Raw genomic sequence first — 25,271 nt, forward strand, 5'->3', positions numbered from 1 at the left:
CCGCCCCCCCCACAGGGTGACGCCCCCCGGGTCCACCCCCCCCCCCACACCGGGCCAATAAAAAAAAACCACCCCCCCCCCCCCCCCCCCCGGGGGGGGCCCCCCCCCCGGGGGGGCGCCCCCCCCCGACGGGGATTGGCTTTGACCGATGAGCAGCGTCAGTGTTGTGATCCCCTGCTACAAGTACGGCCACTTCCTCGCCGACTGCGTGAGCAGCGTCCTGGACGAGCAGGACGGCGTTGACGTCCGCGTACTCATCATCGACGACGCCTCGCCCGACGACTCGGCGGAGGCCGCGCAGAAGCTGGCGGCCTGCGACCCGCGCATCGAGGTCCTCGTCCACGAGACCAACAAGGGCCATATCGCCACCTACAACGAAGGCCTGCTGGACTGGGCCGACGGCGACTACGTGGCCCTGCTGTCCGCCGACGACCGGCTGGTCCCGGGCGCACTGGTCCGGGCCGCCCGGCTGCTGGACGCCCACCCCGAGGCGGGCTTCGCCTACGGCCGCCCGCTGCGCTTCCAGCACGGCGGTCCGCTGCCCAAGGCCCGTACGCGGAGCACCGGTTCGGTCGTCTACCCCGGCCGGTGGTGGCTGGAGCGGCGCTTCCGCGAGGGCACCGGCTGCATCACCTCGCCGGAGGTCGTGGTCCGCACCGGCCTGCAGAAGAAGGTCGGCGGCTACGACCCGGACCTGCCCCACGCCGGCGACATCGAGATGTGGATGCGGCTCGCCGCGCACGCCGACGTCGGCTACGTCCGCGGCGCCGACCAGGCCTTCTATCGCGTCCACGGCAAGAACATGTCCACTGTCGACTTCGGCGGCCAGCTCGACGACCTGCGCCAGCGCCTGGTCGCCTTCGACTCGGTGCTCGGCAAGTGCGCCGACCGGCTGCCGAACGCCGACCACCTCGCCGAGCAGGTCCACACCCGCCTCGCCCGCTTCGCCCTGCGCCGCGCCTACCGGGCCTACGACCGGGGCCGTACCGGTGTCGTACCGGTCGAGGAATGCGTGGCGTTCGCCGAGCAGTGCCTGCCCGGATACCGTGCGCTGCCCGAATACCGCGCCCTGCGGCTGCGCAGACGGATCGGGCCGGAGGCGATGCCCTGGCTGCAGCCGCTGGTGTGGTCGGCCGTGGCCGAGCGCGGACGGGAGTGGCTGTGGTGGGAGTCCTGGAAGCGCCGCGGTATCTGATGAGTGATCAGTTCAGCCCGGTGGCCCGGTCAGTTGGCCACCGGAAGGGGACCGGAGCTACGCCGGCGGCCCTGCGGGGTCTTGCGGCGGCTCATCGCGTACCGGTCGAGCCACAGAGCGCCGATCACCCCGGCCGCCAGTCCCAGCAGCGCCGTGCCCGCAAGCCCCCGGCTCTTGGTGCCCTGCACCTCGGCGGCGCTCGGAGAGGTCAGCACGGAGGGCGTGATCCGCGCCTCGGCCGGCACCTGCTCGGCGCTCTGCATCTGCCTGACGTGCGCCGAGTACACGTCGACGATGCGGCGCACCGACGTCACCGCGGCGTCCGCGCTGGCCGCCTGGGACTGCACCTGCAGGGACGGGATCAGATACTGGGGCGTCGCGCTGGTGCCGCTGTTGCGGGGGATGAGGTGGTAGCTCCCGGTGACGCCCGCCGCGCGCAACTCCTTCGTCCCGGCGGGGGACCGCAGCTGCTGCACGACGCCGTAGGAGACCACGGCGAGCGGCGGCTGCAGGTTGGTGTACTGGTTGGGCTGGCTGCGCGTGACCGGCGGCTTGAGGACGACCACCGCCGAGCCGATGTACTGCGGGGTGGGCCGGACCACGAAGTACGCCCCGGCCGTCGTCAGCAGCAGTGCGGCCAGCACGACGTACCAGCGGCGCAGCAGTGCGTCGGCGACGTTCCCAGGCGACATACGAGTTCCTTCCGTCACTCCCGATACTGGCAGGGCACACGGTGGGATGCCACCGAAAGGAGGGACGCATCATGAGTCTTGGTGAGATATGGGCAATTCTGCGCCGACGCTGGTACTTCATGGTGCCCTTCACCATCCTCAGCCTCATCGGCGGCGGATATCTGTGGGTGACCGTCCCGGTCTCCTACGAGTCCCACAGCTCGGTCGCGCTGCTCGACTCCTCCGCCGTCGCCCGGCTGGCCCCGACCTTCGGCAACCCCATCTCGAACGCGGGCGGTTCACTGATCGTGACCGCCGACGTGCTGATCAGGACGCTCGAATCGGCCGACGCCGCGAAGGAGTTGCGCGGCCGCGGCGTCACGGACGTCTACTCGGCCGGCTTCGCGCCGGCCAGCGACAGCCCGCTGGTCGTGCTCAGCGTCACCGGCACCGACCGGGACAAGGTGCTCAAGGAGACCAACACCCTCACCGACTTCGCCGGCGAGCAGCTCAGCGCCCTGCAGGAGGCCGCCAAGGTTCCGCCCGCGTACGCGGTGCAGACCGCGCCCGTCGTGCTCCCGCAGACCCCGGTGGCCAAGTCCAAGAGCCGCTACCAGGGCGTCGCGGCCGTCCTCATCCTCGGCGTGGTCAGCGCGTTCCTGCTCTCCATCCTGATGGAGGGTGTCTCGGTGGTCCGCCGCCGCTACCGGGAGACACCGCGGCCGAAGAAGGCCCGCACCCCCAAACGGGTCCGCACCCCGAAGCGGCCGCGCGCGGGCATGTTCAGCCGCCGCGTCGACGCCACCGCGATCCTCACCGTCTACCTGGTGCTCGCCTTCTTCATCCCCTCGAACCTCGCCCTGCCCGCGCTCGGCGGTGTGGGCACCCCGGCCAACGTCTTCGCCCTGCTCGGCCTGATGTGGTACCTGGCGACCTGGCTCGGCGGCCGCATCCTGCCCGCGCCGGGCACCCGGCTCGTCCGGGTCTCGCTGTGTGTGCTCGGCCTGGCCGTCCTCGCGGCGTACATCTCCGACGCGCTGCGGGAGAGCTCCCACCAGGAGGTCCTCGGGGCCGACCGCGGGCTCATCGGCTACCTGGTGTGGGTCTCCCTGGTCGTCCTGGCGTCGGCCGCCATGCAGCAGCGCGGCCGCCTGGACGTGCTGATGCGCCGCGTGGTCGTCATGGCGTCCGTCGTCGCCGCCATCGGCTTCTACGACTTCTTCGCGGCCACCAACATCGCCGACTCCATCCACATCCCCGGCCTGCAGACCAGCGTCGCCCAGGTCAGCGTGATGGACCGGGGCGCCTTCACCCGGCCCCGCGCCACCACGGCCCAGCCCCTGGAGTTCGCGGGCATGCTGGCGATCCTGCTGCCCTTCGCCGTCCAGCAGGCCTTCGACCCGGTCCGCCGCCGGCTGCACGTGCTGCGCCGCTGGGGCCCGGTGGTCCTCATGGCCGGGGCGCTGCCCCTGTCGGTGTCCCGGACCTCGATCATCGGGCTGCTGCTGGTGGCGCTGGTGATGGTGCCGCGCTGGAAGCCGGCCCGGCGCTGGGCCGCCATCGGCGTGCTGACCGCGTCCGTCGCGGTCTTCAAGGTGCTCGTCCCCGGACTGATCGGCACGATCACGGGCCTGTTCGCGTCGTTCCTGTCCAACTCCGACAGCAGCACCCAGGCCCGTACGGTCAAGTACTCGGCGATCGTGCCCTATCTGAAGGAACATCCGCTGTTCGGGCGGGGCTTCGGCACCTTCACGCCGGACCTGTACTTCTTCACCGACAACCAGTACATGCTGGGCCTGGCCGAGATGGGCCTGCTCGGGCTCGTCGCCCTGTTCGTCCTCTTCATCACGGGCATCCACCAGGGCGGCGCGATCCGGCGGCTGGCCCGCACCGACGCCGACCGCGAACTGGGTCAGGCCTTCTTCGCCTCCGCCCTGGTCGCCATGGTCAGCAGCGCCACCTTCGACTCGCTCAGCTTCCCCATGTTCGCCGGCATGTTCTTCCTGATGCTGGGAGCGGGCGCCAGCTACCTGGGCTTCATCCGGCGCGAGGCGGCGGCCGCCGGCGTCCCCCGTCCGCGCACGATCCCGGAAGCCGAGCTTCCAGAACCAGTGGAGGCCCGATGAGCAGTGGAGTCCCGGACGGTGGAGTCTCCGTGCGCGGAGCCGCGACCGGCACGACCGTCGCCGTCGTCGTCGTCACCTGGAACAGCGCGTCGGTGCTCCCCGGCTTCCTCGCCGCCCTCCCCGACGGCATGACCGGCCTCGACTGGCGCCTCGTGGTGGCCGACAACGACTCGGCCGACGACACCGTCGACGTCCTCAAGACGCTGGCCCCCGACGCCACCGTCGTACGGACCGGCCGCAACGCCGGTTACGCGGCCGGGGTCAACGCGGCACTGGACGCGGCCGGTGACATGCGGGCCGCGCTGATCTGCAACCCCGACATCCGCATGCGGCAGGGGTGCGCGAAGCGGCTCGTCGACAGCCTCGGGCCGGAGGTCGGAATCGCCGTACCTCTGCTCTACGAAGAGGGACAGGGCACCCCTCACCCCTCACTGCGCCGTGAGTCGAGCGTGCCGCGGGCCCTCGGCGAGGCGGTCATCGGCAACCGCCGGGCCGGCCGCTTCCCCGCGTTGAGCGAACTGGTCACCGATCCCGCCGCCTACCGACGTCCCACGCGTGCGGACTGGGCGACCGGTGCGCTCATGGCCGTTTCCGCCGACTGCCTTGCGGCGTGCGGCCGTTGGGACGAGTCGTTCTTCCTCTACTCGGAGGAGACGGAGTACTGCCTGCGGGCGCGGGACGCGGGCTACGCGACCCAACTGGAGCCGGCGGCCGAGGCCGTGCATCTGGGAGGCGACTCCCAGGTCTCTCCGCGGCTGTGGACCCTGCTCACGCTCAACCGGGTACGGCTGTACGGGCGGCGCCACGGCGCCGTGGCGACGCTCTGTTTCCGCGGCGCGGTGCTGCTGCGCGAGGCGTCACGGGCGGCCCTCGGCAGGAAGGCGAGCCGCGCGGCCGCGGCAGCGCTGCTGAGACCGGGGGCGCTGCGGGTGACGCCCGGACCGTGACCGGACGAGGAAGCGGCCGCCACCGGCTCCGGCCTGCCGGCCGCTTGCCGCGCGGCGGGAGGCACCGGGGCCGCTGCCGTCAGGGGCTGGAGACGGCGGGACCGGCGGTGTGCCGGGCTTCCTCCGTCACCGCCCAGGCCGCCAGAAGCCGCAGGGCGTCGTGGTCGGGGGTGCCGGGTGCGGCGCTGTACGCGGTGAGGGTCAGACCGGGCCGGGCGGGCAGCTCCGTCGCGTCGAGGTCGAGGGTGAGGACGCCCACCGCGGGGTGCCGGAAGGAGGTGCGGCCGGTGTGGTGCAGCCGCACGTCGTGCTTGGCCCAGGCGGTGCGGAACTCCTCGCTGCGGGTGACGAGTTCACCGATGAGCCCGGTCAGCTCGCCGTCGTGCGGGGCGCGTCCCGCCTCGGTGCGCAGCAGGGAGACGGTGGTGTGCACGGACTCCTGCCAGGCGGGGAAGAAGTCGTGGCCGTTCGGGTCGAGGAACTGGAAGCGGGCGATGTTCGCCGGCCGGGTGGTCCGGTCGGTGAACAGCGGAGAGTGGAGCGCGCGGCCCAGGCGGTTGGCGGCCAGGATGTCCAGGCGGCCGTTGCGGATGAAGGCGGGCGAGTCGGCCATCGACGCGAGCACCCGCAGGACGCTGTCCGGCAGGGGGCCGCGGGCCCGTTTGCCGCGGCGGGCGGGGCGTTCGGCGGCGCGGGCCAGGTCGTGGAGGTGGGCACGTTCGGCGTCGTCGAGCTGGAGGGCGTGCGCCAGGGCGTCCAGGGCCGTCTCCGAGGCGCCGGCGAGGTGGCCGCGTTCGAGGCGGACGTAGTAGTCGATGCTGACACCGGCGAGCAGGGCGACTTCCTCGCGGCGCAGGCCGGGCACGCGCCGGTTTCCGCCGTAGGCGGGCAGGCCCGCCTGCTGCGGGGTGATCCTGGCGCGGCGGGAGGCCAGGAATTCCCGGATGTCACTCTCGGTACTCACGCATTCCAGGCTAATCCGGTCGGCGTGCGTGTGGGGGATCACGCCGGCGGGGCCGTCAGGGGGCCGGGGCGGTGAGGTAGTCACCGTGCTCCAGGTCCTCCAGCAGGGTCGCGTGCCGGGGGGACCAGCCGAGCAGTTCCCGGGTGTACGCGCTGGAGACCGGACCGTCGAAGCCGTAGACGGTGGCCATGAACGGGTTGGCGAAGTGTCCGGCGGCCTCGTCGGGGGTCAGCGCGACGGTGGGCAGTTCCAGACCGCGGGCGATCGTCTGGGCGATGCTCCTCATCGTGACACCGCTTTCACCCACGCCGTGCAGAACGCTGCCCGGCGGGGCCTCCTCCAGGGCCAGGCGGAACAGGACCGCCGCGTCGAGGCGGTGGACCGCGGGCCACCGGTTGGTGCCGTCGCCGACGTGGGCGCAGACGCCGGTCTTCCGCGCGGTGGCGATGAGCATGGGGATGAAGCCGTGGTCCTGGGGGCCGTGGACCGTGGGAGCGAGACGGACCACGCTCGCGCGTACTCCCCGGTCGGCGAAGCCCAGGCATGCCCGCTCGCCCGCGATGCGGAAGGCGGCGATCCCGGCCGGGTCGGGCTCGTCGTGCTCGGTGCTCTCCCGGCCGGCCGGCATGACCAGCGTGCCCGAGGTGACGACCAGGGGTTTGCCGGAGTGCTCGAGCGGCCGGCCCAGCGTCTCGATCGCGGTGCGGTCGCGCCGCATCATGTCGTCGAGATCGGAGAAGTCGCCGCCGTAGGCCATGTGCAGGACCCCCTCGGCGGCCTCCGCGCCGTCGCGCAGGCTGTCGAGGTCGTCGAGGGAGCCCTGGTGCGGTGTGGCGCCCAGTGCCTCCAGCCGCGCGGCGGCGGTGTCCGAGCGGGCCAGGGCCGTGACGGTGTGGCCGGCTGCGACGAGCTCGGCGACCACGGCGGGACCGGTCTGGCCGGAACCCCCGGTGACGAAGACGTGCATGAGCATCCACTTCCGTTCGGCGTCGGTGTCCGGCACTGGGTAGCGCCAGTCACTGACGTTAAGTAGTGCCAGTGACTGGCGTCAAGTAGCGTCAGTGACTGGCGTGTGGGGTATCCTCGCGAGGTGCCACGGAGCGGAGCGGAAGCGCGCCGCCGCCTTCAGCAGGCGGCGCTGGAGCTGTACCGGGAACGCGGATTCGATCGGACCACCACGGCCGAGATCGCGGCCCGGGCCGGTGTCAACGAGCGCACGTTCTTCCGGCACTTCCCGGACAAGCGCGAGGTGCTGTTCGACGGGGAGGCCGACCTTCGGGCCGCGCTGACGCGAGCGGTGACCGAGGCTCCCGAGGGGCTGCAGCCGTTCGAGGTGCTGCTCCGTGCCTTCCGGGAGGCCGCACACGTCCTGGAGGAGAACCGTCCGTTCTCCGAGCCGCGACTGGCGGTCATCGCGGTCACGCCGGCGCTGCGCGAACGCGATCTGGCCAAGGCCGCGTCGCTCACCGAGGCCGTGGCGGAGGCACTGGTGCGGCGGGGGGTCGCCGGCCGGCTGGCCGATCTGGCCGCCCAGACCGGCTGGGCCGCCTTCCATCACGCGGCCCAGGCCTGGATCGACGACCCCGCGCGGAGTCTGGACGCGCACCTCCTTCAGGCGTTCGACGATCTGCGCGCCCTTTCCGCACCCGCTCGCGGGTGACGGCGCGGCCCGGGGGCTGACGCGACCTCGCGTGTTTGACGAAGCGGAACAGCGTTCCGCATACTGATCGGAGCGATGTTCCGCTTCGGTCGGGCCGAGGCCGGACACGCCTGCCCCCGCCTGCCGCCGCCTCGCCGCGAGCCGCCGGCGGCACCGACGCCGGAAGGGAACGCCCACCCATGTCCGACTCCGCCGACACCGCCTCCGGATCCCCCACCCCCGTCCTGTCCTACGCCCCGTTGGTCCTGCCCGTGCCCGGTCGGCCCGTGCACCTCCAGGTCCGCGTCTCCGCGCCCGCGACCGGGACCGGCCTGCCCGTCGTCCTGCTCTCGCACGGGCACGGAGCCTCCCGCAACCTCTCGTCGCTGAACGGGTACGCACCCCTCGCCGACCTCTGGGCGGCGGCCGGATTCGTCGTCGTCCAACCCACCCACCTCGACTCCGCGACCTTGAGCGACCAGGTCGCCGGTGCTCCCGGCGCCCCCTTGTTCTGGCGCTCCCGCGCCGAGGACATGAGCCGCATCCTCGACCGGCTGGGCGAGATCGAGCGGACCGTACCGCTGCTCGCCGGGCGCATCGACCACGACAGGATCGCGGTGGCCGGACACTCGCTCGGTGGCCACACCGCGGGGCTCCTGCTGGGCGCCCGCCTCACCGATCCCGACACGGGCAAGGACGTGGACCTGCTCGAACCCAGGATCAAGGCGGGCGTGCTGCTCGCCGCACCGGGCAGGGGCGGTGACGTCCTCAACGGGCCGATGGCCGAGGCGGTCCCCTTCATGCGCACCACCGACTTCTCCACCATGACCGCGCCGGCCCTGGTCGTCGCCGGCGACAGGGACGACGCGCGGCACTTCACCGACGTCGGCCCCGACTGGCACACCGACCCCTACCGCCTCGCTCCCGCGCCCAAGTCCCTGCTCACCCTGGCGGACGCCGGGCACATCCTCGGCGGGATCTCGGGATACGACGCCGCCGAGGCGGCGCAGCTGTCGGACGAGAACCCCCGTCAGGTCGCCGCCCTCGGACGCCTCACCGCGGCCTACCTGCGCAGCCGGCTCCGGCCCGGCGACGACGCCTGGGAGACGGCGTGCCAGGAACTGGCCACCGGTGCCGCCCCCTTGGGACGGGTCGAGACCAAGTAGCCCCGGAGGAACGGACCGGGCCGGGACCCGCCGTAATTCGCTTGACCTGAGCACGGGGTGGGGCTGCACTGTCGCGGGGCACCACGAACCGTGGCGCCGTCGTCCCGGGGAGGCAGCCGCAGCAATGGAGATTCGTCCCACGACCGACCAGGACCGCGACGTCTTCGTCGACACCCTCCATGCCGCGTTCGGACGCTTCCCGGAAACCCCGGCCGAGGACGGCGGCGGGGTGTGGTGGGCGGCGCTCGAGATGGACCGCAACCTGCTCGCCGTGACGGCGGACGGACGGCCCGTCGGCACGGCGGGTGCGTACTCCTTCGAACTCACCCTGCCCGGCGGGGCCCTTGTCCCGGTCGGCGGTGTGACCGCCGTCGGTGTCCTGCCCTCCCACCGGCGCCAGGGCGTGCTCAGCGCGATGATGCGGCACCAGCTCACCGGGCTGCGGGCGCGCGGGGAGGCCCTCTCCGTCCTCCTGGCCTCCGAGGCCGTGATCTACCGCAGGTTCGGCTACGGCCCGGCGACGTACACGCGGCGGCTGACGGTGCCGCGGCACCGGGGAGCGTTCGCGGGGCTCCGGGCACGCGAGGCGGACGCTCCGCCGGCCGGCACGGTCGAGGTACTGCGCCGCGCCGACTGCGCCGACGTCCTGGAAGAGGTCTACGACCGCTACCGCCGGGCCCAGCCCGGCGCCCTGTCCCGGCCGCACCGCTGGTGGGCCTCCGGCGCGGGCCGGCCGCCGATCGCACCGGCGTCGCGCTACGTCGCCCTGCACCGGGACGCGTCGGGAGTCCCCGACGGGTACGCCGGCTACTCGATCGGCGACTCCCGGACCCTGACGGTCGACGAGACCGTCACCGCCGACGACGCCGCCTTCACGGCCCTGGCCCGCTTCGTCCTCGGGCACGACCTCGTCGAGCAGGTCGTCTTCAAGCACCTCCCGCCCGAGCACCCGCTGCGCTGGCAACTGGCCGACTTCCGCGCGGGCGAGGTGGCGGGGGACACGGACTGGCTCTGGGTACGGCTGCTGGACGTCCCCCGTGCGCTGACCGCGCGCGGCTGGTTCACGGACGGCGAACTGGTCCTCGACGTCCGCGATCCGCTCTTCGACGAGCACGAGCGCCACCTCCTGACCGTCCGCGACGGCAAGGCCGACTGCACCCCCACGGACCGCACCCCCGACCTGTCCCTGGACGTGAGCGACCTCGGCTCGATCTACCTGGGGGGCACCACCCCGAGCACGCTGGTCCGCGCGGGCCACATCGAGGCCCACCACCCGGACGCGGCCACGGCCGCCGACGCCCTGTTCCGTGCGGAGCGGGCTCCGCACTGCCTGCACTGGTTCTGAGCGCGCCCTCCGTGGACCTGCGGCCGGTGACGCTCAGCCCGACCACGTCGTGTAGAAACTCTCGGGGTTGACCAGGTACCGCACCGTGGCGTGCGGCACATGGCGCACCTCGTGCCCGCGGCTGTAGCGGTGGATCAGCTCCCAGTCCTCGCGCGGGAGGACCTTCGGCGTGCGCCGGAGGCGGCTGAAGCGCAGGCTGGCGTCGCGGCGGGCCACGAAGGCGTTGGTGTCCAGGAAGGACTCGCGGGCGGCGCGGTGGCGGTCGAAGGGGACGGAGAGGATGTCGTGGTCGGTGCCGTCCGGGAGGACTCGGCGCAGCGCCGTGTAGATGCCGTCGGGGGCGTCGGGGTCTTCCGGGGAGTCCAGCACCGCCAGCGCCCGTTCCAGGTGGTCGGGTTCCCAGACGTTGTCGTCGTCCAGGAAGGCCACGTAGCGCGAGCGGGTGAGGCGGATGCCCACGTTGCGGACCACGCCCGCCACGCCGGTGTTGCGGGCCAGGGAGACGGCGAACAGGCGTGGATCGTCCGGGAGTTCGGGCAGACCGGCGCCGTCGTCCACGACCATGACGATCTGGTCGCCGACCGTCTGGGACAGGGCCGAGTCCACCGCCGTCCTGAGCGCCTGCGGGCGGCGGTGCGTGGCGATGACCGTCGCCACGCGTGCGGCGGGCGCCGCGGCGGTCGTGGGCGCGAGGCGGTGGACCTCGGCCGATTCGAAGCGGCGCAGCCGGACCGCCGAGGGTGCCAGCAGGACCTTGTTGCGGAGTTCGAACAGGACCAGCCAGCCGAAGGCGCGCTTGAGGATGTCCCACGGGAGGCGGACGACGCGTCTCATCACTCTTCTCCTCAGCCGGTCGGTTCGGGTGTGACCGGGGTGCCGTCGGCGTACCGGTTGCCGCGCCAGACGTTCCCCGAACCGGCGTTCCAGGCCGTGACGGAGCCGTAGACGCCGGAGTTGCTGTGGTAACGGGTGGAGAAGACGTTGTCCGTGACCGTGATTCCGGTTGCTCCCTCGCCGCCGCCGTAGAGGGCGTACGCGCCGCCCGCCAGAAGGTTGTTGTCGATGACGGTGTTGGAGACATGGCCGGTGTCGGCGAACAGGCCGACGCTCGCGGACGCGCCCTGGTGGACGTCGACCGGGTTGAGGAGGGTGTTGTGACGGATGATCAGCCGGCCGCTGTTGCCGCCGCCGCTGATCACCGCGTCCGTGTGCTGCCACTCGCCACCGGCGTTGCGGAAGGGGACGAGGCCGTGGACGTAGGTGTCGTGGATGTGGCCCTGGCCCATGGACAGGGCGTTGCCGAAGACGGAGATGTCGCACCAGCCGACCTCGATGGAGCTGGCGCCCATGTTGGACACGGCGTAGTCCACGCCGCCGTTGTCGGGGCCCTTGCCGGGCACGGCGGTGATGGTGGTGTGCAGGATGCGCAGTCCGCTGAAGCCGGGCCGCAGGTTGACCCCCCACCAGTTGGTGGACGTGATCCGGGAGTCGATGATGGTCACGTCGTCGGCGTAGATGTCCAGCGACCCCTTGATGTCCCAGCCCTTGATGACCGCGCCGTCGGTCCTGATGCTCATGTTTCCCGTGGCGTGCGGTTCGAGGCCGGTACGGGGCCCGGTGGTACGGGAATTGGGGAACCCGGCTTCCAGCGACGTCACGGTGGTGGCGCGGGCCGAGGGCGTCGCACTGGGGCCGTGGCCGGCCGACGCCGAACGGGACGGGCTCGCGCCGGGCGTCGCCCGGGCCGAGGGCGGGGCGCCGGACGGGTCGGCGGCGGCCGCCGGGGGCCGGTCGTGGGTGCTGGGGGTCTGACGGGCGGAGGAGGATCCGGTCGAACCGGAGCAGCCCGCGGCCAGCAGCAGGGCCAGGCCAGCCACACACGCGCGGAGCCTGGTCATACGGCCTCCGGCGTGCGGGAGGAGCCGCGCAGGAAGCCGCGGCTGGGCAGCACGCACACCGTGTAACTGGCCAGCGCCACCGTGCCGATGGCGAGCAGCGCGAGCACACCGCCGCCGAGAAGCCATTTCGCGGTGAGGAGCACCAGGGACATCACGATTCCCCCGAGGAAGGGCCAGGCACAGGCTCTGGCGATGTGGGCGAGGCCGATCCCGGCCCGGCCGAGGGCGTGCAGGAAGACCGGGACGACCAGCAGGGCGCCGACCAGGACGTGGCCCTGGGAGACGCCGACGATGCCGCCCGCCCGGGCGCCGGCGATCAGCACGGGGATCAGGGCGACGACCCACAGCCCCTGGACGAGGATGAGGGAGCGGCGCTGTCCGGTGGCGACCAGGCAGTCGTAGGCGAGTTCGCAGCCGATGCGGATGAGGCCCAGGGCCATCAGCCAGGGCAGCGCGTGGGCGGCGGGCAGCCACTTGTCGCCGTAGATGAGCTGGACGACGGGGCCGGCGAGTCCGCCGAGCAGGACGCACAGCGGCACGGTGCCGGTGACCAGGACGCCGAGGGCGCGGCTGAAGCCCTGGGCGAGGGCCTGCGGGGAGTCGGCGAGGCGGGAGAAGCCGGCGAAGGAGACGCGTCGGGCCGCCTCGGAGATGACGCGGACCGGCCAGCCCGACATGTTGAACGCCAGGACGTAGAAGCCGAGGGCGACCCCGCCGAGGGTGGAGCCGACGACCATGGTGTCGACGTTGACGACCGCGAGCGCGAGCAGGCTGGCCCCGGCCAGCGGGAGGCCGAACCGCAGCAGGGCGCGGGCCTGTTCGCGGTCCCAGCCGAAGCGCAGGCTGCCGGGGGCGGCGAGGGCGCAGCCGACGAGCGCGGCGACGTTGCCCGCGACCGCGCCCCAGGCGAAGCTCATCGCACCCCAGCCGGCGAAGGCCAGCAGCAGGGTCACGGCGGTGCTGAGCACGAAGTTGACCGCGTCGATCACCATCCGCTTGCCCTGCGCGAACTCCCGGGTCAGGAAACTCGCGGGCACCTGGGCGATCCCGTCGATGATCAGGCACAGGCACATGACCCGCAGCACGCCCGTGGCGTGCGGCGAGTCGAGCAGCCCGGCCACCGTCGGCGCCGAGAGGAACAGGCCGACGTAGAGCAGGCCGCTGGTCGCGGTGGCCAGGGTCAGCACGGTCGGCGCGAAGCGGCGCGGGTCGCCGTCCCAGCGGACGATGGCCAGGCTGACACCGAGTTCGTTCGCCGAGAGCAGCACCAGCAGCACCGTCTGCGCGATGCCGTAGACGCCCCACTCGGCCGGTCCCAGGGCGAAGCGCGCCAGCAGGATGCCGGTGGCGAAGTTGCCCAGGCGCATGACGACGGTGTTGATCAGGCTCCAGCGGGCCGCCGAACGGACCTTCGTACCGAGGGAGGCGGGATCGGGAGCGCCGTCGCCCGCCTCAGCGGTGCCACCGGCTGGGGGAAGGCTGCTCGCCGTCGCCGTCCCGTGCGCCGCAGATGTCCCGCTCGCCTCAGATCTCTCGCTGTCGGGTGTGCGAACGCTGTCCATGAGTCGACTCCTCGTCGAGCGGCTCGGCGGGCGCCACGGCCGTGGCGGACCGGCCGGCCCCCGGCTGTGCGGCGCGCCGGTTCTCGGCGGCCCGCGACCAGGCGGGCGGGCGCCGGAGGGCGATCGTCTGTTCCGCGACCGGCTCCCCGGCCGCCGGCTCGCGGACGGTGACCGGCTCCGCGGGTTCTTCGGGCTGTTCGGCCTCTTCCGGCGCGGAGGCCGTGCGCGTCCGTCGGCGTGCCTCCACGTAGAAGACGCCGACCAGGCTCAGCACCAGTCCCAGGGCTGCGGCCATGACCATGTATTCGAGCCGCGTCTTGGTCTGGGCGACCGGATTCTGGGGCGGCACGATCGTCGTCATGCGGATCATGGCCTTGGCGTCGACCTTCTGCTCCTTCTGGAACTGGTCCAGCCGGTCCTTGGCGTACGACGTCAGGATCCTGTCCGAGGCGAGGACGGAGGCCTTGTCGGTGCCGGTGACCGTGAGCCACATCAGCGGACCCTGTGCGTTGTCGGCGAGCTTGGCCTCGAAGGTGCCCTTGGCTCCGCGGGACTTGAGGTCCCGCAGGGAGTCGTCGGAGTTGAGATTGCGCGCCAGGCTGTCGGCCATGCCCGTCAGCGAGGTCTGGGTGCTGAGGAAGGGGTTGCCGTCATAGGCCACGGTGGCCTTCTGGGAGTTGAGGAGGACCACCGTGCTCTGCGACTGGTACGTGACCGGGACGAGCGTGAGCACGCCGGCGACCAGGCCGGCGGTCAGCAACAGTCCCGGCAGCAGGACGTACCAGCGCCTGCGCATCACCCGGAAGATCTCAGCGAGATCCATGGTGGTCCCCCCTTGCGACCAGACGTTCGACGAGCATGTGTTGCAAGCGGATCATATGGGGAACGTTCGGTCCATGGGGCTCGTCCGGTCGACGGGTGTGTCCGGGCCGACGCGTCTCGGCCGGTCGGCCGATGCCGGCAGGTCGGTCGGCCGCGGATGGGTGGCCGCGGTGCCTCCCGCCAGCAGGACGTCGGCGATGCGGTCGCTCGCGTGGCCGTCCCACAACTCGGGCCGGCGCGGCGCGGGCGGAGCGTCCAGCACGCCGTGCACGGTGGCCACGATGCGCTCCGGGTCCCGGCCGGCCAGCACATTGGTGCCCTGCTCGACGGTGATCGGGCGCTCGGTGTTGTCGCGCAGGGTCACGCAGGGCACGCCCAGCGCGGTGGTCTCCTCCTGGACGCCACCGGAGTCGGTGAGGACGACGCGGGCGGCGTCCTGCAGGGCGATGAAGTCCAGGTACCCTGCGGGCGGCACGAGCCGGATGCCGCCGGGGACACCGATCTCGGCCAGCTTCCCGGCCGCCCGCGGGTGCACGGGCAGCACGAGCGGACAGCTCCCGGCGATCTCGCCGAGCGCCTTCAGCAGCCCGGCGAGGATCTCGGGGTCGTCGACATTGGCCGGGCGGTGCAGGGTGACGAGGCCGAACTCGCCCTGGGACAGGCCGTATCGGCCGAGGACGTCCGAGGCGCGGGCCCGCTCCAGGTTGGCCAGCAGCGTGTCGATCATGACGTTGCCGACGAGATGGACCTGGTCCTCCCGGTAGCCCTCCGCGCGCAGGTTGTCCACGGCGTCGGGGGAGGGGGCCAGCAGATGGTCGGAGACGCGGTCGGTGGCGACGCGGTTGACCTCCTCCGGCATGCTCCAGTCGCGGCTGCGCAGGCCGGCCTCGACGTGGGCGAGCAGCGGTCCGGCCTTGGCGGTGACCAGGGCGCAGGCCAGCGTGGAGTTGATGTCGCCGACCACGACGACGATGTCCGGGTCCACCTCGTCGAGGAGCGGTTCGAACGCGGTCATCACGCGTCCGGTCTGCTCGGCGTGGCTGCCCGAGCCGACGCCGAGGTGGCGGTCGGGCGGGCGGATGCCGAGGTCGGCGAAGAACACCTCGTTCATGGCCGGGTCGTAGTGCTGGCCGGTGTGGACGAGCAGGACCTCGGCGCCCCGGGCCTCCAGGGCGTCCATCACCGGTTTGATCTTCATGTAGTTGGGGCGTGCGCCGGCGACGCAGACGATGCGCGGCATGGGTCAGAGCACCTCGATCGTGGGCCCGGCCGGGAGCCGCCGGCGGCAGTCCAGGACGAAGGGCGCGTGTTCGGCGACGCATTCGTAGTCGAAGCCGTCGTGGTCGGTGAGCAGGACCACCACGTCGGCGTCCGCCAGCTCCTGCGGCGTCGGTTCGACCCGCACCAGACGGGTGTCCATCGGCAGGCTCTCGACGACGTGCGGGTCGGCGGCCCTGACCTGGGCCCCCATGTCGAGCAGCAGTTGGGAGATGCGCAGGGCGGGCGACTCGCGCGCGTCGCCGGTGTTCTTCTTGTACGCGAGGCCGAGCAGCAGGATGCGCGAGCCGTTCACGGACCGGCGTCTTTCGTTGAAGAGGTCGGTGATACGGCGCGTGACGTACTCGGGCATGTGGTTGTTGATGTCGTTGGCCAGCTCCACGAAGCGGAAGCTCTGGCCGAGTTCGCGCTGCACCCGCCAGGACAGGTACGAGGGGTCGATCGGCAGGCAGTGGCCGCCGACGCCCGGTCCGGGAGTGAACTTCATGAAGCCGAACGGCTTGGTGGAGGCCGCGTCGATGGCCTGCCAGATGTCGATGTCCAGGTGGTGGGCGAACATCGCCACCTCGTTGACCAGCGCGATGTTCACGTGCCGGAAGGTGTTCTCCAGCAGCTTGGCCAGCTCGGCCTCCTTCGGGGAGCCCACCGGCACCGTGGTGTCGACGAGTTGGCCGTAGAAGCCCTCGACCGCCTTCAGGGACGCCTCGCTGACGCCGGAGACGACCTTCGGGGTCTCCTTGAAGCCCCAGACGGCGTTGCCGGGGTCGATCCGCTCGGGGCTGTAGCCGAGGTGGAAGTCGGACCCCGCGGCCAGGCCCGAGCCCTCCTCCAGGATCGGGCCGAACATCTCCTGGGTGGTGCCGGGGTAGGTGGTCGACTCGAGGATGACCGTGGCACCGGGGCGGAGGTAGCGGGCGAGGGTGACGGCCGACTCCCTGATGTAGCGGAGGTCGGGCATGCCCTCGTGCAGCGGCGTGGGCACGGTCACCACCGCGACGTCGAAGCCGCCGCAGTCGCGGGCCGCGTCGCTCGCCCGGTAGGTGCCGTTGTCCAAGGCCGCCCGGATCCGCTCGGAGGAGACGTCCTCGACGAAGGACTCACCGGCGGCGAGGCTCTTGATCCTGCGGGTGTCGACGTCGTAGCCGATCACCTCGTGTCCGACCTCCGCGGCTCTGACGGCCAGCGGGAGCCCGACGTATCCCTGTCCCACGACGACGACGCGCATCAGTGACTCCTGTTCGCGGGAGCTGCCGACGGGGTGAGCCGGAAGAGCTCGCGCGCCGTCATGAGAAGGAAGGAGGCGTTGGTGGTGAGATAGCGCCGGCCCAGCCGGCGGGGTTCCTGCACCGCGCGGTAGAGCCACTCCATGCCCCACCGCTGCCAGGACGCGGGGGCCCGCTTGGTGACCCCGGCCAGGATGTCGAAGGAGCCGCCGACGCCGTGCACCACGCGGGCGCCGGTGCGGGTGCCGTAGGCGGCGGTGAAGATCTCCTTCTTCGGCGAGGTCATGCCAAGGAAGAGCATCTGGGCGCCACTTCGCGCGATGCCGTCGGCGATCTCCTGCTGCTCGGAGTCGTCGAAGTAGCCGTTGCGGCTGCCGGCCACCTTCAGGCCGGGGAAGCGGTCGGCCACCTGCCGCAGCATCCGCTCCAGCACCTCCTGCCTGGCGCCGAGGAAGTACACGGGGATGCCCGAGGTCTCCGCCTCGGCCAGCAGACGCAGGAACAGGTCGATGCCGGCCACCCGTTCGGGCAGCGGGGCGCGCAGGATGCGGCCGGCCCACACCACGGCCTGCCCGTCGGCCAGCACCAGGTCGCAGCCGGAGACGGCCTTGGCGAGGCGGTCGTCGCGCCGCATGTTCACCAGCTTCGCGGCGTTGACCACGCCGATCTCCAACTGGCGTCCGTCGCGGACCGCTTCCAGGCAGCGCTCGACGGTCTCGTCCATGGTCAGTGGGTCCAGCTCGACACCGAACAGCTGTTGACGCCGGGTCATATTCGGCCCCCCTGCCAGGCGTGCAGCATCCAGCCGAACTCGTAGGGCCGGCATTCGCGGTCCACGGAGAGCGGGCGGTACATCCGGTCCAGGGACTTCAGCCGCAGGCCGGGCGCGACACGGGTGGACAGTCCCCGGGCGGCGCGTACGGCCTTCTTCGGGTCGCCCCGGTAGACCTTGCGCCAGGTGGCGCCGAGCTCGTCCAGGATCATCGGCTCCCGGTGCTCGGAGCCCGTCAGTTCGGGTACGTCCGTCATCCAGCGCAGTCCCTTGCGGATCGCCGCGCCGAAGTCGGTGCCGCCCGCGTCCGCGAGGTCGAACAGGGCGGTCGGCGCCATCGCGTGCTGGTGCACGCTGTAGACGGGGTAGCCCTCCACGACGCCGCCGGTGCGCGCGTCGTAGTGCCACCACCACTGCCCGCCCTCGCCCTGCAGTTCGCAGATGCGCGCCGCACAGGCGTCGGACGCGGCCAGGGCCTCGGTGTCGCCGCCGTCGGCGCTCGCGTGGGCGCGGGCCAGGGCCTGCAGCGGGTAGGTCTGGTCGGCGAAGCAGCTGATGTGCGCCCGGTACCAGGGCACCAGGCCGGGGCCGGTGGCGTGCGGGAAGAGCGGGCTGTCGCCGACACGGGCGCGCAGCAGGCGGTCCCGGGCCGCACCGAAGCGTTCCTCCACGTCGACCGTCTCACGCGCGGCCGCGAGGGCGGACAGCACCCACGCCGCTTCGACGGTGTACTGCGGCCGGCCGGCCTCGTCGAGCGCGTAGACCCGCGCGAGCGCGTCGGAGAGCTTGGGGTGGTCGGTCTCGGCCGCGGCCCAGGCGATGAGCGCCGCGTCGCCGAGATTGGTCACCGCGGGCAGCGACTCGACCAGCAGGCCCGCGAACTCCTGGGCCGTACGCCCGCCGAGCACCGCGCGCTGGCGCTCCTCCGGCAGGAAGCGGACCCCGAGCGCGGTGATGGCCCCGTAGCGGGTGCTGGCACCGCGCCGCTCCAGGGTCCAGGACCCGTCGGGGGCCTGCTGTCCGGCCATGGTGAAGACGAAGGCCTCGCTGCCGGGCAGCAGCATCGATGGAAGTCCCGACTCCGCGACCTTGAGGAGTCGTTGGGCGAGCGCGAGAAGCGGCGGTTCCTCATGACCGAGTGCCGCCAGACGTGTGGTGGTCATCTTTTGGACACACCAACCCCCCTGGGTCCTGTGAACAGACTTGATGATCGCCGCAGAGCGGATGGTCACGCGGCGTAAGGCGGACGTCGGACGGCCCGGCCGTCAGACATCGGGCACCGGAGCGCGATCGCTCCGGACTTCAGACACAGCTGTCCCCACCCCTGTAACCCCCCCTGGGTACTTCGGGTTCGTGTGCTCATTGTGCTTGCTCTGCACACTTCACACACATGTTATGCCGGGAGATGTTCGAAGATTTGCGGTTTGGGGGAAACAGGACATCACGCGCGTTCGACGAGTTGGCCGTCCTTCTCGTCGTACAGCGCTCCCGTCCCGGGGCACTCCCACACGCCCGGCTCGCCCTCCCGCTCGGCCAGCCGCACGCCGGCCCGGCCGACCCAGCCGATACGGCGCGCCGGAACTCCCGCCACCAGAGCGAAGTCGGGGACGTCCCGGGTCACCACGGCGCCCGCGGCGACCAGCGCCCAGCGACCGATGTGCACCGGCGCCACGCACACCGAACGGGCCCCCACCGACGCCCCTTCGGCCACCACGACGGCCACGGCCTCCCAGTCGCCACCGCGCTTCAACGTGCCCTGCGGGTCCACCGAGCGCGGGAAGTGGTCGTTGGTGAAGACCGCCGCGGGGCCGACGAACACGCCGTCCGCCAGGACCGCGGGCTCGTAGACCAGCGCGTAGTTCTGCAGCTTGACGTTGTCGCCGATGCGGACGCCCGGGCCGACGTAGGCCCCCCGGCCCACGATGCACCCGCTGCCCAGCCGGGCGTCCTCGCGGATCTGGGCCAGATCCCAGACCGTGGTCCCGTCGCCGATCACGGCCGTCTCGTCGACCTGGGCGGTCGGCTGGATCCTGAAGCTCACCGGGCTGAACCTTTCTTCTCGTCGATCTGAGCGGGAAAAGCCGCCTCCGGCGCCCCTCCGGCCACCAGGGTCCCGCTCGTCATGAGGCGATCTGCACTTTGCTGTGGTCGCCGAGGACGAAACGGTGGGCCGCGGGCCGGCGGGGCGCCGGAGTCATCTCGACGTCGCGGCCGATGAGGGAGGCCTCCACCCGGCGGACGCCGCTGACCGAGGAGCCGCGCAGCACGATGGAGTACTCGACCTCGCTGTCCTCGATCCGGCAGTCGCCGGCGATCGAGGTGTACGGGCCGATGTAGGAGCCGGCGATCACGGTGTGCGCGCCGATCACCGCCGGACCCACGACCCTGCTGCCGGTCACCGTCGCGCCGGCCTCGACGCGCACCCGGCCGACGATCTCGCTGGCGTCGTCGACCGTGCCGTCGACCCCGCCGTCCAGGGTCTCCAGCACCGAGCGGTTGACCTCCAGCATGTCGGTGACGTTCCCGGTGTCCTTCCAGTAGCCGGAGATCGTCGTGGAGCGCACGTCACGGCCGGCGTCGATCATCCACCGGATGGCGTCGGTGATCTCCAACTCGCCGCGCCAGGAGGGCTTGATCGCGCGAACGGCCTCGTGGACGGCCGGAGTGAACAGGTACACCCCCACCAGCGCCAGGTCGCTCCTGGGGTGCTCGGGCTTCTCCTCCAGGCCGACCACGCGGCCCTCCGCGTCGAGTTCGGCCACACCGAAGGCGGCCGGGTCCGCGACCTGGGTCAACAGGATCCGCGCGGCGGGCCGTTCGGCGCGGAAGGCGTCCACCAGGTCCGTGATGCCGCCGACGACGAAGTTGTCGCCGAGATACATCACGAAGTCGTCGTCGCCCAGATACGCCCGGGCGATCAGCACCGCGTGCGCCAGGCCCAGCGGCTGGTCCTGCGGGAGGTAGGTGACGTCGAGGCCGAACGCCGAGCCGTCGCCGACCGCCTCACGGATCTCCTCGGCCGTCTCCCCGACGATGATCCCGACCTCGGTGATGCCCGCCTCGGCGATCGCTTCCAGACCGTAGAAGAGCACCGGCTTGTTCGCCACCGGTACAAGTTGTTTCGCCGATGTATGAGTGATGGGGCGCAATCGGGTACCTGAGCCACCGGACAACAGGAGTGCCTTCACGCGATCACCATACTTTCGCCCCGCGCGCAGACGAAAGGATTCCGCATATGTAGGGCCGGTCTTGGCCACACGGGACGGATCGTGCATGTCGGGGCATTCGGATGAAAGACCGCGCGGTCGGCGCGGCTCAGGCGGTCGGGCCGCGCTTCGGAAACGGGTTCGACGGCCTCGGGTGCCCCGGCACGGTGCCGCTCCATGGACGACCGCGGTCACGCGGTGGCGACGCCGGGCCGTCCCGCGGCGCTTCGCGCACCGCGGCACGGCCCGGCGTTACCTCGGGTGCGTGCTCAGGGCACCTGCACGACCTCCTGACGCGCCTCCTGCGCGGCCCTGCGGGCCTGGCGGGTGAGGGGACCGAAGACGGCCAGCACCACGGCGCCGACGAGCCAGGTTCCGGCGATGAAGAAGAACACGCTCCGGTAGCCGCTGTTCTGGTACAGCGACGCGACGATCAAAGGGCCCGCGGCGTTCGACAGGCGGCCGAGTCCGTAGGAGACGCCCGTGCCCAGCGATCGGCCGCGGGTGTCGAAGAGTTCGGGCGAGTAGGCGTAGGCGAGAGCGGTGTAGCCGCGCTCGAACATGTTGACCAGGAAGCCGAAGACGATGATCAGGACCGGGTTGAAGGTGAGGCCGTACAGCAGGCCGCACAGAGCGATGACGGTGCCGAACGCGGCCAGGCACCACTTGCGTTCGAAGCGGTCGGTGACCAGGGACGCCAGGTAGGAGCCCAGCGGCGCGCCGACCGTGGTGAGCGCCACGTAGAAGACGGACTTCCCGACGCTGAAGCCCTCCTTGGCGAGCAGGGTGGGCGCCCAGCTGGAGTAGCCGAAGAAGCCGATGGTCTGGGTCACCCACAGCACCGTGAGCAGCAGGGTCGGGAACAGGTACTTCTTCTGCAGCAGCAGCTTCAACGGGGCCCGGGTCTGCGGTGCCTCGTCCACCGGAGGTGCCGGCTCGGGCAGCGGGCCCTTCTCGGCGGCCACGCTCGCCTCGATCTCGCGCAGCACCTCGTCCGCCTTGGCGTGCTCGCCGCGGCTCTCGTACCAGCGCGGGGACTCCTTGAGCCGGCGGGTGAACAGGACGAGCAGGATGCCCAGGGCGCCCCAGAGGTAGATCAGCCGCCACGACCAGTCGTTGAGCGGCACCACCGCGCTCGCGACGAGGTTGGTGGCCGGGGTGCCGCAGATGCCGACGACGATGGCGTACGCCTGGTACTTGCCGCGGACGGCGGCCGGGTACAGCTCGTTGACGTAGATGACCGCGACGACGGTCATGGCGGCGAGCCCCGCCGAGGTCAGCACGCGGAACACGCCGAGGGACACGATGTTCCAGGAGAACACCGACGCGAAGGAGAAGACGCCGAACCAGAACGTGGTGAGCAGCAGGGCGCGTTTGCGGCCCCACCGGTCGGCCAGGGCCCCCGCGACGATCGACCCGAGGAACATGCCGACGAAGGACAGCGAGGTGACGTAGGCGATCTGGTCGATCGTCACTCCCCACAGCTTGATCAGCTTGGGGGCGGTGGTGGCGAACGTGTTGATGTCGGCGAACTCGAAGAAGTACGCGAAGGACACGGCCAGCAGCGTGACCTTGTGGAAGCGGCCGATCGGCAGCCGGTTCAGCCTGTTGAGGGCGTTGGAGTGCACCACGGGGATCAGACCTTCTCGCTCGGCCAGTACAGGCGCATCGGGTTGTCGACGAGCAGACGCTGTCGCGCCGCGGCGGTGACCGCGATCCGCGGGACGTGGTCGACCAGGAGCCCGTCGTCGGGCATGTGTCCGGTGAGGTTGGGGTGGGGCCAGTCGGTGCCCCACAGCACGCGGTCGGGGAACTCCTCGACGGCGCGGCGGGCGAAGGGGACGACGTCGGCGTACGGACGGCGTTCACCGTGCAGCGCGGCCGGGCCGGACACGCTCAGGCGCTCGGGGCACGTCACCTTCACCCAGACGTCGTTGGCCGCGACGAAGCGCAGGAAGCGGGAGAACTCCGGTCCGTCCGCGGGCCGGGTCACGTCCGGCCGGCCCAGGTGGTCGACCACCAGGGGAGTGGGCAGCGAGGCGAAGAAGCCCTCCAGGTCGGGCAGGTCGGCGCTCTCGAAGTACAGGACGATGTGCCAGCCCAGCGGGGCGATCTTCTTCGCGATCACGCGCAGGTCGTCCTCGGGCGAGGAATCGACCAGCCGCCGTACGAAGTTGAAGCGCACGCCCCGTACGCCCGCCGCGTCCAGTGCGCGCAGCTCACGCTCACCGATGTCCGGGCGGACGGTGGCGATGCCGCGGGCCCGCCCGCCGGACGCCCGCAGGGCGTCGACCACGGCGGTGTTGTCCGCGCCGTGGCAGGTGGCCTGCACGACGACGTTGCGGGCGATGCCCAGGTGGTCGCGGAGCGCGAAGAGCTGCTCCTTGCTCGCGTCGCAGGGCGTGTACTTGCGTTCCGGCGCGAAGGGGAAGACGTCCTGCGGGCCGAAGATGTGGCAGTGGGTGTCGACCGTGCCGGGCGGCAGAGTGAAACGCGGCGTGGACGGGTTGTGGTACCAGTCCAACCAGCCTTCGGTGACAGGGGAGTTGGGGACAGCGGTGGGCACGATTTCTCCTGAGGGGGATGGGTGGGTCAGCGGCCCTGGCGCCTGAGCAGCGCGTCCAGGCGCGGGTACACGGTGCGGGCGTTGCGCTCCTGGACCGAGGCCAGGTCGGCCGCGCTCAGGCCGGCCTTCTCCACGTAGCGGCGGGTGTCGTCGAAGTGGTGGCCGGTACGCGGGTCGATGCCGCGGACGGCGCCGATCATCTCCGAGGCGAAGAGGATGTTGCGGGCGGGGACGACGCCGAGGAGCAGGTCGATGCCGGGCTGGTGGTAGACGCAGGTGTCGAAGAAGACGTTGCCGAGGACGTGCTCCTCCAGCTCCGGCTTGCCGAGGGCCGTCGCGAGCCCCCGGAAGCGGCCCCAGTGGTAGGGAACCGCGCCGCCGCCGTGCGGGATGATCAGCCGCAGCGTCGGAAAGTCGGTGAACAGGTCGCCCTGCACGAGCTGCATGAACGCCGTGGTGTCGGCGTTGAGATAGTGCGCGCCGGTGGTGTGGAAGGCCGGGCTGACGCTCGTGCTGACGTGCACCATGGCAGGGACGTCGTACTCGACCAGCTTCTCGTAGACCGGGTACCAGGACCGGTCGGTGAGCGGCGGGGCGGTCCACCGGCCGCCGGAGGGATCCGGGTTCAGGTTGACCGCGACCGCACCCAGCTCCTCGACGCAGCGGGTGAGTTCGGGCAGGCAGGTGGCGGGGTCGACGCCGGGCGACTGCGGCAGCATCGCGGCCGGGACGAAGCGCCGCGGGTACAGCAGGCCGACGCGGTGGCACAGTTCGTTGCAGATCGAGGCCCACTCGGCGGATGTCTCGAAACCGCCTATGTGGTGCGCCATGAACGAGGCGCGGGGCGAGAAGACGGTCATGTCGATGCCGCGCTCGTCCATCATCCGCAGCTGGTTCGCCTCGATCGTCTCGCGCAGCTCGTCGTCGCCGATGCGCAGGTCCGCGCGGGCGGGAGCGGCGGCCGGATCGCCGAGCCCGGCGATCTGCCGCTCCCGCCAGGCGGCCAGGGCCGGGGGCGCGGTCGTGTAGTGGCCGTGGCAGTCGATGATCATTGCTGCACCCGTTCGCGGTCGTACGTCGTCGCTGACCGGGGCAGCCTGGCTCCGCGCCGCCGGGGCGGGGATCCGCCCCGGCAGGGAACTAACGTCCGCTTAACATTGGCGACACCCTCCTGACCTCGTGGTCTACATTCGGCAGCGGGACGGCAGGCGGAAGGAGGTGGGCACATGCAGCTGCTGCTGGCCGAGGACGACGACGGGGTGGCGGCGGCCCTCGTGGAGGTCCTCTACGACCATGGACACGACACCCGGCGTCTCCGTCACGGCAAGGACGTCATGACCTACCACCGCAGCGCCGACCTGCTGCTGCTCGACCTCGGTCTGCCCGACATCGACGGCCTGGAGGTGCTGCGCACGCTGCGTGCGGTGAGCGACCTGCCGGTGGTGATCCTCACGGCCCGCGGCGACGAGCGCTCGGTGGTGCGCGGGCTGCGGCTCGGCGCCGACGACTACCTGGTCAAACCCGTACGGCTGACCGAGCTGCTCGCCCGCATCGACGCCGTCACCCGGCGTACGCGGGCGAAGGAGCCGGCCGCCGGTGCGCGGGCCGTCCGGGCCGGTGACGTCGAGATCGACCTGGACGCCCGCCGGGTCCGGGTCGGCAGGGCGGAGGTCGAGCTGACCGCCAAGGAGTTCGACGTCCTCGCGGTGCTGGCCCGGCGCGCGGGCACGGCCGTCAGCCGCGAGCAGGTGCTGGACGAGGTGTGGGGCGACGCCCGCCACGCCACCTCCCGCTCCCTGGACGTCCATCTCACCCAGCTGCGCGCCAAGCTGGGCCGCCCCGACCTGCTCACCACGATCCGCGGCTTCGGCTACCGCTTCGGGGACTGAGC

The 25,271-nt window shown here is 71.8% G+C and carries 23 protein-coding genes; 7 read left to right on the top strand and 16 right to left on the bottom strand.

The annotated features are described in order from the left end of the window. Positions 1 to 148: 148 nt before the first annotated feature. Positions 149 to 1,195 (top strand): glycosyltransferase family 2 protein, encoded by a 1,047-nt coding sequence (locus ACIRPX_RS09640; protein ID WP_404190725.1) that lies wholly within the window; start codon positions 149 to 151, stop codon positions 1,193 to 1,195. A gap of 29 nt (positions 1,196 to 1,224) precedes the next feature. Here ACIRPX_RS09640 and ACIRPX_RS09645 read toward each other — a convergent pair whose 3' ends face one another. Continuing rightward, a complete protein-coding gene (locus ACIRPX_RS09645) occupies positions 1,225 to 1,887 on the bottom strand; it encodes a hypothetical protein (protein WP_404190728.1) in 663 nt (220 codons plus the stop codon). A gap of 71 nt (positions 1,888 to 1,958) precedes the next feature. On the opposite strand from ACIRPX_RS09645, the gene ACIRPX_RS09650 reads away from it, so the two are divergent. Together ACIRPX_RS09650 and ACIRPX_RS09655 are read left to right on the top strand one after the other, a co-directional pair. Then, entirely contained in the window at positions 1,959 to 3,992 is a 2,034-nt protein-coding gene (locus tag ACIRPX_RS09650) for an O-antigen ligase family protein (RefSeq protein ID WP_404190732.1), read from the top strand. Further along, complete coding sequence (locus tag ACIRPX_RS09655; protein ID WP_404190735.1) at positions 3,989 to 4,939, top strand: glycosyltransferase; 951 nt, start codon at positions 3,989 to 3,991, stop codon at positions 4,937 to 4,939. Before ACIRPX_RS09650 ends, ACIRPX_RS09655 begins: the two co-directional genes overlap by 4 nt. A 79-nt stretch (positions 4,940 to 5,018) precedes the next feature. Here ACIRPX_RS09655 and ACIRPX_RS09660 read toward each other — a convergent pair whose 3' ends face one another. Together ACIRPX_RS09660 and ACIRPX_RS09665 are read right to left on the bottom strand one after the other, a co-directional pair. Continuing rightward, entirely contained in the window at positions 5,019 to 5,903 is an 885-nt protein-coding gene (locus ACIRPX_RS09660; RefSeq protein WP_404190738.1) for a helix-turn-helix transcriptional regulator, read from the bottom strand. A 55-nt stretch (positions 5,904 to 5,958) separates the two neighbouring features. Next, on the bottom strand, positions 5,959 to 6,870 hold the full coding sequence (locus ACIRPX_RS09665) for an SDR family oxidoreductase (RefSeq protein ID WP_404191209.1): 912 nt from the start codon (positions 6,868 to 6,870) through the stop codon (positions 5,959 to 5,961). A gap of 123 nt (positions 6,871 to 6,993) precedes the next feature. Between ACIRPX_RS09665 and ACIRPX_RS09670 the strand changes: the two genes are divergently transcribed. From ACIRPX_RS09670 to ACIRPX_RS09680, 3 genes are all read left to right on the top strand, one after another. Then, positions 6,994 to 7,563, top strand: coding sequence for a TetR family transcriptional regulator (locus ACIRPX_RS09670; protein ID WP_404190740.1), 570 nt, complete (start codon positions 6,994 to 6,996; stop codon positions 7,561 to 7,563). A 179-nt stretch (positions 7,564 to 7,742) separates the two neighbouring features. Then, the gene (locus ACIRPX_RS09675) at positions 7,743 to 8,708 is read left to right on the top strand and encodes an alpha/beta hydrolase family protein (protein WP_404190743.1); all 966 of its coding nucleotides are present in this window, start codon (positions 7,743 to 7,745) and stop codon (positions 8,706 to 8,708) included. A gap of 124 nt (positions 8,709 to 8,832) precedes the next feature. Beyond that, entirely contained in the window at positions 8,833 to 10,053 is a 1,221-nt protein-coding gene (locus tag ACIRPX_RS09680; protein ID WP_404190746.1) for a GNAT family N-acetyltransferase, read from the top strand. 33 nt (positions 10,054 to 10,086) lie between these two features. Here the strand turns inward: ACIRPX_RS09680 and ACIRPX_RS09685 are convergent, their stop codons facing one another. The 13 genes from ACIRPX_RS09685 to ACIRPX_RS09745 form a co-directional block, all read right to left on the bottom strand. Continuing rightward, positions 10,087 to 10,887, bottom strand: coding sequence for a glycosyltransferase family 2 protein (locus ACIRPX_RS09685; protein WP_404190749.1), 801 nt, complete (start codon positions 10,885 to 10,887; stop codon positions 10,087 to 10,089). A gap of 11 nt (positions 10,888 to 10,898) precedes the next feature. Then, the gene (locus ACIRPX_RS09690) at positions 10,899 to 11,951 is read right to left on the bottom strand and encodes a hypothetical protein (protein ID WP_404190751.1); all 1,053 of its coding nucleotides are present in this window, start codon (positions 11,949 to 11,951) and stop codon (positions 10,899 to 10,901) included. Then, positions 11,948 to 13,513 (bottom strand): oligosaccharide flippase family protein, encoded by a 1,566-nt coding sequence (locus tag ACIRPX_RS09695; protein ID WP_404190754.1) that lies wholly within the window; start codon positions 13,511 to 13,513, stop codon positions 11,948 to 11,950. The genes ACIRPX_RS09690 and ACIRPX_RS09695 overlap by 4 nt, the downstream gene beginning before the upstream one ends. Beyond that, on the bottom strand, positions 13,476 to 14,336 hold the full coding sequence (locus ACIRPX_RS09700) for a chain length determinant protein (RefSeq protein WP_404190756.1): 861 nt from the start codon (positions 14,334 to 14,336) through the stop codon (positions 13,476 to 13,478). Before ACIRPX_RS09700 ends, ACIRPX_RS09695 begins: the two co-directional genes overlap by 38 nt. Positions 14,337 to 14,387: 51 nt before the next feature. Further along, on the bottom strand, positions 14,388 to 15,575 hold the full coding sequence (wecB, locus tag ACIRPX_RS09705; protein ID WP_404190759.1) for a non-hydrolyzing UDP-N-acetylglucosamine 2-epimerase: 1,188 nt from the start codon (positions 15,573 to 15,575) through the stop codon (positions 14,388 to 14,390). A gap of 3 nt (positions 15,576 to 15,578) precedes the next feature. After that, positions 15,579 to 16,838, bottom strand: a complete 1,260-nt coding sequence (locus tag ACIRPX_RS09710; RefSeq protein ID WP_404190762.1) for a nucleotide sugar dehydrogenase — start codon at positions 16,836 to 16,838, stop codon at positions 15,579 to 15,581. Continuing rightward, positions 16,838 to 17,608: a WecB/TagA/CpsF family glycosyltransferase gene (locus ACIRPX_RS09715; protein WP_404190765.1), complete on the bottom strand. Its 771-nt coding sequence runs from the start codon at positions 17,606 to 17,608 to the stop codon at positions 16,838 to 16,840. Before ACIRPX_RS09715 ends, ACIRPX_RS09710 begins: the two co-directional genes overlap by 1 nt. Further along, the gene (locus tag ACIRPX_RS09720) at positions 17,605 to 18,771 is read right to left on the bottom strand and encodes a hypothetical protein (protein WP_404190768.1); all 1,167 of its coding nucleotides are present in this window, start codon (positions 18,769 to 18,771) and stop codon (positions 17,605 to 17,607) included. Before ACIRPX_RS09720 ends, ACIRPX_RS09715 begins: the two co-directional genes overlap by 4 nt. Positions 18,772 to 19,049: 278 nt before the next feature. Then, positions 19,050 to 19,649, bottom strand: coding sequence for an acyltransferase (locus ACIRPX_RS09725; RefSeq protein WP_404190771.1), 600 nt, complete (start codon positions 19,647 to 19,649; stop codon positions 19,050 to 19,052). A gap of 79 nt (positions 19,650 to 19,728) precedes the next feature. Beyond that, positions 19,729 to 20,796, bottom strand: a complete 1,068-nt coding sequence (locus tag ACIRPX_RS09730; RefSeq protein ID WP_404190773.1) for a glucose-1-phosphate thymidylyltransferase — start codon at positions 20,794 to 20,796, stop codon at positions 19,729 to 19,731. 287 nt (positions 20,797 to 21,083) lie between these two features. Next, on the bottom strand, positions 21,084 to 22,445 hold the full coding sequence (locus ACIRPX_RS09735) for an MFS transporter (RefSeq protein ID WP_404190776.1): 1,362 nt from the start codon (positions 22,443 to 22,445) through the stop codon (positions 21,084 to 21,086). Between the two features lie 5 nt (positions 22,446 to 22,450). Then, positions 22,451 to 23,380: an amidohydrolase family protein gene (locus tag ACIRPX_RS09740; RefSeq protein ID WP_404190779.1), complete on the bottom strand. Its 930-nt coding sequence runs from the start codon at positions 23,378 to 23,380 to the stop codon at positions 22,451 to 22,453. A gap of 26 nt (positions 23,381 to 23,406) precedes the next feature. Continuing rightward, a complete protein-coding gene (locus ACIRPX_RS09745; protein ID WP_404190782.1) occupies positions 23,407 to 24,432 on the bottom strand; it encodes an amidohydrolase family protein in 1,026 nt (341 codons plus the stop codon). Between the two features lie 174 nt (positions 24,433 to 24,606). Between ACIRPX_RS09745 and ACIRPX_RS09750 the strand changes: the two genes are divergently transcribed. Further along, a complete protein-coding gene (locus tag ACIRPX_RS09750; protein ID WP_404190785.1) occupies positions 24,607 to 25,269 on the top strand; it encodes a response regulator transcription factor in 663 nt (220 codons plus the stop codon). The last annotated feature ends 2 nt before the right edge of the window (positions 25,270 to 25,271 follow it).

It is taken from the genome of Streptomyces sp. NPDC101225 (genome assembly GCF_044767585.1).
Taxonomy (GTDB): Bacteria; Actinomycetota; Actinomycetes; order Streptomycetales; family Streptomycetaceae; genus Streptomyces.

What these genes read in the sequence shown, in the direction of transcription:
- ACIRPX_RS09640 (WP_404190725.1), top strand. Translation starts at nt 149, where the DNA reads ATGAGCAGCGTCAGTGTTGTGATCCCCTGCTACAAGTACGGCCACTTC.
- ACIRPX_RS09645 (WP_404190728.1), bottom strand. Translation starts at nt 1,887, where the DNA reads ATGTCGCCTGGGAACGTCGCCGACGCACTGCTGCGCCGCTGGTACGTC.
- ACIRPX_RS09650 (WP_404190732.1), top strand. Translation starts at nt 1,959, where the DNA reads ATGAGTCTTGGTGAGATATGGGCAATTCTGCGCCGACGCTGGTACTTC.
- ACIRPX_RS09655 (WP_404190735.1), top strand. Translation starts at nt 3,989, where the DNA reads ATGAGCAGTGGAGTCCCGGACGGTGGAGTCTCCGTGCGCGGAGCCGCG.
- ACIRPX_RS09665 (WP_404191209.1), bottom strand. Translation starts at nt 6,870, where the DNA reads ATGCACGTCTTCGTCACCGGGGGTTCCGGCCAGACCGGTCCCGCCGTG.
- ACIRPX_RS09675 (WP_404190743.1), top strand. Translation starts at nt 7,743, where the DNA reads ATGTCCGACTCCGCCGACACCGCCTCCGGATCCCCCACCCCCGTCCTG.
- ACIRPX_RS09680 (WP_404190746.1), top strand. Translation starts at nt 8,833, where the DNA reads ATGGAGATTCGTCCCACGACCGACCAGGACCGCGACGTCTTCGTCGAC.
- ACIRPX_RS09685 (WP_404190749.1), bottom strand. Translation starts at nt 10,887, where the DNA reads ATGAGACGCGTCGTCCGCCTCCCGTGGGACATCCTCAAGCGCGCCTTC.
- ACIRPX_RS09690 (WP_404190751.1), bottom strand. Translation starts at nt 11,951, where the DNA reads ATGACCAGGCTCCGCGCGTGTGTGGCTGGCCTGGCCCTGCTGCTGGCC.
- ACIRPX_RS09695 (WP_404190754.1), bottom strand. Translation starts at nt 13,513, where the DNA reads ATGGACAGCGTTCGCACACCCGACAGCGAGAGATCTGAGGCGAGCGGG.
- ACIRPX_RS09700 (WP_404190756.1), bottom strand. Translation starts at nt 14,336, where the DNA reads ATGGATCTCGCTGAGATCTTCCGGGTGATGCGCAGGCGCTGGTACGTC.
- wecB (WP_404190759.1), bottom strand. Translation starts at nt 15,575, where the DNA reads ATGCCGCGCATCGTCTGCGTCGCCGGCGCACGCCCCAACTACATGAAG.
- ACIRPX_RS09710 (WP_404190762.1), bottom strand. Translation starts at nt 16,838, where the DNA reads ATGCGCGTCGTCGTCGTGGGACAGGGATACGTCGGGCTCCCGCTGGCC.
- ACIRPX_RS09715 (WP_404190765.1), bottom strand. Translation starts at nt 17,608, where the DNA reads ATGACCCGGCGTCAACAGCTGTTCGGTGTCGAGCTGGACCCACTGACC.
- ACIRPX_RS09720 (WP_404190768.1), bottom strand. Translation starts at nt 18,771, where the DNA reads ATGACCACCACACGTCTGGCGGCACTCGGTCATGAGGAACCGCCGCTT.
- ACIRPX_RS09745 (WP_404190782.1), bottom strand. Translation starts at nt 24,432, where the DNA reads ATGATCATCGACTGCCACGGCCACTACACGACCGCGCCCCCGGCCCTG.
- ACIRPX_RS09750 (WP_404190785.1), top strand. Translation starts at nt 24,607, where the DNA reads ATGCAGCTGCTGCTGGCCGAGGACGACGACGGGGTGGCGGCGGCCCTC.